The sequence below is a fragment of the Patescibacteria group bacterium genome, from assembly GCA_038065255.1.
GTDB lineage: Bacteria > Patescibacteriota > Patescibacteriia > JACQRZ01 > JACQRZ01 > JBBTRI01.
This window is the reverse complement of record JBBTRI010000001.1, coordinates 143439-149982: the sequence shown is the minus strand read 5'-3', so window position 1 is coordinate 149982 and position 6544 is coordinate 143439. Positions and strand designations below refer to the sequence as shown.

General features: G+C 44.7%; 5 protein-coding genes. All 5 read right to left on the bottom strand.

All coding sequences use genetic code 11. The features are described 5' to 3' along the window. Positions 1 to 269: 269 nt before the first annotated feature. Genes AAB400_00765 through AAB400_00745 form a run of 5 tightly spaced genes read right to left on the bottom strand, consistent with a single transcriptional unit; the run spans position 270 to position 6543 of the window. The gene (locus AAB400_00765; protein MEK7648434.1) at positions 270 to 656 is read right to left on the bottom strand and encodes a hypothetical protein; all 387 of its coding nucleotides are present in this window, start codon (positions 654 to 656) and stop codon (positions 270 to 272) included. A 19-nt stretch (positions 657 to 675) separates the two neighbouring features. Then, positions 676 to 2178, bottom strand: a complete 1503-nt coding sequence (locus tag AAB400_00760; GenBank protein MEK7648433.1) for a hypothetical protein — start codon at positions 2176 to 2178, stop codon at positions 676 to 678. A 3-nt stretch (positions 2179 to 2181) separates the two neighbouring features. Beyond that, positions 2182 to 3246, bottom strand: a complete 1065-nt coding sequence (locus AAB400_00755; protein MEK7648432.1) for a hypothetical protein — start codon at positions 3244 to 3246, stop codon at positions 2182 to 2184. A gap of 20 nt (positions 3247 to 3266) precedes the next feature. Next, the gene (locus AAB400_00750) at positions 3267 to 5009 is read right to left on the bottom strand and encodes a hypothetical protein (protein MEK7648431.1); all 1743 of its coding nucleotides are present in this window, start codon (positions 5007 to 5009) and stop codon (positions 3267 to 3269) included. 1 nt (position 5010) lies between these two features. Next, the gene (locus AAB400_00745) at positions 5011 to 6543 is read right to left on the bottom strand and encodes a hypothetical protein (GenBank protein ID MEK7648430.1); all 1533 of its coding nucleotides are present in this window, start codon (positions 6541 to 6543) and stop codon (positions 5011 to 5013) included. Position 6544: the final 1 nt, after the last annotated feature.

The window sequence follows — 6544 nt, the reverse complement described above, 5'->3', positions numbered from 1 at the left end:
ACTGGTTTTGCGAGGTGGTGTCAATGGTATTCAGTAGTCATTTAGGAATAAAAAAGACCCCTTAGATTGTGGGGTCGTTGAGTATGTATTCCTCAAGCGGAACTTCTTCTGTTGCGCTTCCTGCAGAAAAAATCGTCGCAGGATCATGGATTTCCTGACTTCGAAGATCTCCGATCATCCTGCTCGTGGCAGATTCAAGTATCACTTCTGAGCCGCGAAATAATATCCGTTCTCTGGGACTCACGTACTTGCCATGCCGAAGTGCCCATTTACCGATACCGAATAGTTGTCACATTCCCCTCCTCGGATTCGATGGGTTCAAGTCCGAGACACTCTTCGATATGGGCCGGCAGTGCAGCATAGGGGGTTTGAACTGCACTAAATATCCCGTCAACAAGGGGCATCCCCTCATTTCCGCACTTAAAGCAGTTAAACCCTGGTACCGCCTCTCGGTCAGGATTATCGCTATATTGATCTTCGATGTCATCATCGGGATCAAGGCTGCAATCTTCAGTCTGTTCAATCTGCTCTGGAATCAATATGCGAATTTTGGAACCGTCTGCAAAAGAATACTCGGTATAGTCCTTACCATCGATCTCAATATTTTCGGCGCTTAGAATATCTGCATGCGCATGTATCAATGTACTATTCCTCAAAGAATAGCCTACATCTTTATTAAGGACTGTCAACAGTAATTGATTTGGTACTTTTGTATACTATTTTTCGTAGTGGGTTTTCCTTATCTATAGGTTGGCGCCATGTTTCATTGTCCTTAAGTGTTACACCATACTCTGCAGCCCACTCTACGGCCTGTGGGTGTCGCTTATACCCCTCACGTATCGTGACGGGACTACCAATGCGATGCTCGATTTTTTTGCCTGTGCGACGCTCTACCTCCGCATGCCCTTCGTCTTGTGAGCGATCGATGGCAGCTTGAACTGAGTCTGTATTTTTAAGAATCACTTTACGGGGCAATACAAGCTTTCGAATAATCGTATCCGGTGTTTCACCTGTTTCCTTTTGTATATCAGAAATTTTCTTACGAAGATCATTCAGAGAGGGTGCTTGCTCGCTCACCTCAATGGGAACCACGAGATCAAAAAGATGTGCAATAAATAAAAATCTGATAAATTCATAGATGCCTTCATGACCCATACGAACGCAGATATCCTTAAGAGATAACATTAATGGATGGGTATGGAGGTATATTTCACCATCATGAGCTAATTCCCATCTGAATAATGAAGGAAAAGAAAAATCGAGACGATCTATTTGGAAAAGTGCCGAAGAATATGTATCGCGCCATGTTTTTACTGAAATTTCTTGTACATCATTCGCATTCTGGGTATATATTAAAGTCGCTAGAGACTGTCCTAAAATCTCATGCAAGTCAGGATGAACCTTTCGTAATGAGGCAGGATCCATAACAACCCATCCCTGACCTTCGCGATGTGTTATATCATCCTGATAGAGAGAAGATGCAATGGAATATCTCCGAAGCTGCCGAATACCCAAAATCAATTCATTTGTACTATTGCGGTACGCCTCTCTATGATCTTCAACATTAAACCCGGATTCCACTAATCTTTCAGATATTGCTTCCACATATTTTTGCGCATACCACATATCTGCCATTTTTGAGTCAAACATGCCAACTGTCCTCTCTATTTCTGATTGGTCATATCCATGTTTCGCTATATATTCCGTTATTTCTTTTATTTCCTCCAGATCACCGTGCGTAGCATTCCTATCTTTGAAATAACGGATAATAAGTCCAATAAAAATATCTCCTGAAAGTATGGGCACTTCCCCTGGAGAAGATGGATTGAAATGGTTTTGAAGAATCATCGATGCAATATTATCAATATGTCCGAGACTCACAATTGCAATGGTAGTTGAATTATTCGCGAGATAGCGACGATAAAGTTTTTCTATTAATGACAGCAGTTCTTCCTTGTCAAGTTTCAAGTGAACGTATTTTTGTAATGCATTAAAAAACGGGCATTGCGCGCGAAGCTCTCCAATTGACAAACTTTCGTAACGTTGCAGTTCACTAATACCCGACTCGGGCCGAATAGACGGAGTAGCATGAATGGTTTTTCTATTCTCCTTCTCGGAGGAAAGTCCGAACCGTTCCGGATGCCTCCGCATCTCACGTGAATTAAATCCTCTGGTCATATCTTAATTGCTGGCCGACTCTGAGCCGTCCCTTTGTCCCTGATGTGCACTAATTTCTTGATATTTCTTCAGTAATGAAAGAAAAAATATCTTAAATGTCCCTGGATTTTGCAGAAATACAGGCAACTGCGTGTAATAAAATGCTTCGAGTTCTTCAGGTGTTTTGTGAATAAACTCACGAAAGAGAATACTATCAAGACTCATGGCCGTCCCTGTATCGAGTTTGCTCACATTACCAAATCCACGCTTAAGCAAACTAACCAGATACAGCACACTCCATGGCGCACTGTCCCCCTTCCCATCACGAAGAAATGTGGACATTCCTACGGTTATGTCACCATCCCAATTATCAGGGTACTGCGCTGAAACAGTATTGTGGTATTTCTTCACAACATCAGCAAATCGACCATGCGCCGCACCCAGTGAACTAAATGCCTTCAAAGGATGCTTACTCGCAAGATGGGGGTGAGTATCGATACATACCTGTAATGTCTTTGGTAGGCGCTGAAGCATATACGCTTCACGGCGCAATCCAATAGTTTCAAATAGTTTAATTTCGAGACGCTGAAAACGCTCAACTTCCTTCCTGAATGAGGCGGGAGAATTTGACTTGAGCGATGTAAGAATTCGGAATGTGTCATTAGACTCGATTGTGTAAAGCTTTTTTGAATCTTGTTTTATTTTATGATTGTAGGGCGTATCATAAAAACCGATGACTTTTTTTGATCCATGAATCATTTCCAACATTCCTAACAAATAAGAAAATTCATGCGGATCAGAAGGAGGAGCGATGTGAAGTTTATTAAATTCGATAGAACGAATCGTTCCTCGGGAAAGGGCATTGAAACCCTCAATCATCGCCGGCCCCCAACCTTCCCATTCAGGGAGAAAAATATCACACTCATGAAAGCGACGTTTTATAAATTCCAAATCGCCCACCTCATGATGGACGCCGAAAAAGAAAGTAATTTCACACTCTGGAAACTTCTCCACAGGCGCAACAAGATACCTCTCAACACTAAAGGGTGGTGATGATGATTTTTCAGGTCCGGTAGAAGAATGAGTCATAGTATTCCTGAAAATAAAAGTTACAACAGCTTGGATACTTTTTGTTCATAGACAATGGGCGGCAGTTCCTCGCCGGGATTCTTGGTGCGCACATACGTCTGGCCCGGCTTGAGCGGCACTTTCGCCTTGGCCGCTTCTTGAACCAAAAATGCCGGCGGCTCATAGCCCTCGCGAATAAAGCGTGTGTGGCCCGCACGTCCCAAGAATCGACGTGTTTGATGTTCGTGTGAATCAGATAAACCATCATTTTCCGTATCATCCCCTTCTTCACGCTCATCCGCACGATCAACATCGTCAGGATTACTGATAGAGAATGTACGCGGCACCATTAGTTTTTTGAATATAACAAGGTCATCTTCGCCTTGCGCACGGCTGCGAAACAGATTTTGGCGAAAATTTTGCAGCGATGGGGTGCGATCCGAGATTTCTTTGGGCACGACCAAATCATAGAAATGCGCCAAAAAAAGAAAACGTAGGAATTCATACGCAGCGAGCGCACCCACACGCTCAAAAATATTCCGCAACGGCTCGCGTTCAAGCGAGAGCGGCATATACAGCTCGCCATCATCTCCAATCTCAAGAAGAAGTTCGCGCTTGAAAGGAAATGTTTGCCGATTGAATGCAACGCCAACGAATTCTTTATGCTCAACCGCTGAAGAAATGGAGCGAATAGAATCGCGATCGGAGAGGATGCAGTGCGCCAAGCTGTGGGCATTGAGACGCTCGAATCCTTTCGTCGACGAAAAGTGCTGGGGATCCATCACGACCCATGCATAATCCAGATCTCCAAACACATCATCGCGGTAATATGACTCGCGGATCGCATAGCGCCGCAACTGCTTCATGTTTGAAAACAGCTCATCTGCCATACCGCGATATTCACTGGCAAGGCCGTCGATATCAATACTAAGTTCACGAGTGCAGTAATTTTTGAATGCGCTGGCATAGGTCAATGCTGCAATCATCTCCTGAGTATTAGCAACCATCACTTCACAGAGTGCTTTGGTACCCGATTGCTGAGTATTTTTTTCAGGAGAAAAATCAATACCGGTCGTAAAGAGCTGTAGCGCAGCCTCAACAGAACCAAGAGCGGAAAAATCATGTGAAAGGCCGCGTAGCGTCAATGACCCAATCGCCTGCGACACTTCAGCAATATGGTCAATATAGCGCTGTTCACCGCTGCGCTCCGCCGCAATATTCATCATACAGCTGAGATACCGTTGAATCAGTATGACTATCCCGCATTGATCAAAAACTTTTTTCCCTTCGATATAGTCGTGATAAATCGTGTATGCGGTTTTACGCACATCCTCTATCGTTGAGCCATTGATGACGATGTGTTCTATCATGGGATAGAATGGTAAGCGTGCCATCATCTCCGTAAATTCTGCTTCGCGATCTTCAAATGTCGGGGCATGCAATTCGCGATCATGTTCTGAAAGTTTTTCCAAGCCACGGCGTGCGGCCTCTCTCGTCTTGTCGGGATTTCGTATCATCTCGAACATCTCTGAAGAAAGATAGGTAACAGGCGGCCTCTCTCCACGCGCAATCATTTCCCTGACTTTTGCCTCATCTTCCTTCTTAATGATATATGACATGCGCGGCGCTTCCGCCAACGCAGGTTTCAGATATGGCGCCGGCAAGTGCTGTTCCTTTGGCGGTTTTCCGTTTTTTTTCTCTTTTTCGCGCTGCTGGCGCGTCAGTTCTTTTTGCATTTTTTCAAACTTGCGTCGTTGTGAGCGATTGTAGTTTTCCGGATCCATATCAGTTCTTTCCTCCTTTCTGCCGATGCACCACTGGCACAGGTGAATCAACCGGACGGCACCAGGTTTCGTTATCTTCGAGTTCGCGCAAACAACCATCTTCTTTCGCCCATTTCTTAGCGTCAGGATGCGGCTTGTACCCGCGTGGCAGTGTGCGCGGATGACCAACGCGGCCATAAAAACTGCGTGTCTGTTTTTCTGTTTGAGATTTCTCTGTAAGTTCTTTCTGCTCATCATCGATCATTATTTGAACTTCTTCAGCTTTTTTGATTCGAATCTTTCGCGGTACATAAATATCTTGAATGATTGATCGGGCGACTCGACCGTCTATGTTTGCATGTGCGATCTTTTTTCGAATGCCGTTCAGTGGCGGCATTGCATCAACAACGACTCTTGGTACAACCATATCAAAGACTCTGCCAATGGCATGAAGACAAAAAAACTCGTATGCTCCCTCGGCATGAGCGGCTTTAAACAGCGGGCGCAATGGCAGCTTTACGGGGTATGACTGGAGATACAGTTCACCGTCAGTGCCAAGGAGATACATGAAATTATAGTCAAACGGCACATGGAGGCCTTCTTGTATCATATACCCGTCTTCGCTTTTTGATTCGACAATTTCCAATTGCAATGACGGCGGGATATCGCGCGATGTTTTCTGGGCAAATATCGCGCATGACTCAAGACCCCGCAATAACTTATCAGGGGAAGCATCGGAAGACTGGCAGCGAATCTGGTGGTAATCAAGAATCGCCCATTGAGTATCCTCTCCAAAAGCGGATTCAAACAATGATTGTTTCAGTGTATAGCGCTGCAAAACAGCCATCTGTTTCCAGAGATCATGTGCGCACGAACGCAGTGCATGCGTTTCCCGTTCACAATCCGGCACTTCGCGCCGAATCGATGCGGCGATCGTACCAACGCTTTCAACGGCTTCGGAAAACAGAGTCAAATTCAGATCAATATTTGCTGCAAATACCGTCACAACACTTTTGGTATAGTGCGACTTCAGCAATGCCCATGTCTCACGAAATTTCTGCGGCACGGTCAAGCCGGGATATTTCAGTGCGATCCTATAGGAGGCATATACAGCCAACGCATTCAAGAAATTTTCATACTTATTTGAGTCCTTATCATTCTTCTCTATCATGCAGTGCCCCATAACATTCGCGACAATCTGTGCAAGCTCGATTAATTCGATAAATGGCAAATGATCCGGAGAGAGTATAATATATTTCTCCCAAAGCTCTTTCGCGAGTACTTGATACTCATCTGCGGGCAACGGATGAGGAACCGTCACTTTTCGCAATTTGTAATACTCATCAAATTCACGCGGGTTTGCATACACCTTATCGCTTAATTTTTTCAATACATCAACGCGCGCGCGAGCTTTTTTCAATGATGGTGCTCCCTCGGCTGCATCAGGAAATGCATCAGTATGCCAATTCGCTCTCTCATAATAATCTTGAAATACCTCTTGGTTTAACAATGGTGCACTGCGCCGCTGTGTGTGATTGTAGTTTTCCGGACCCATA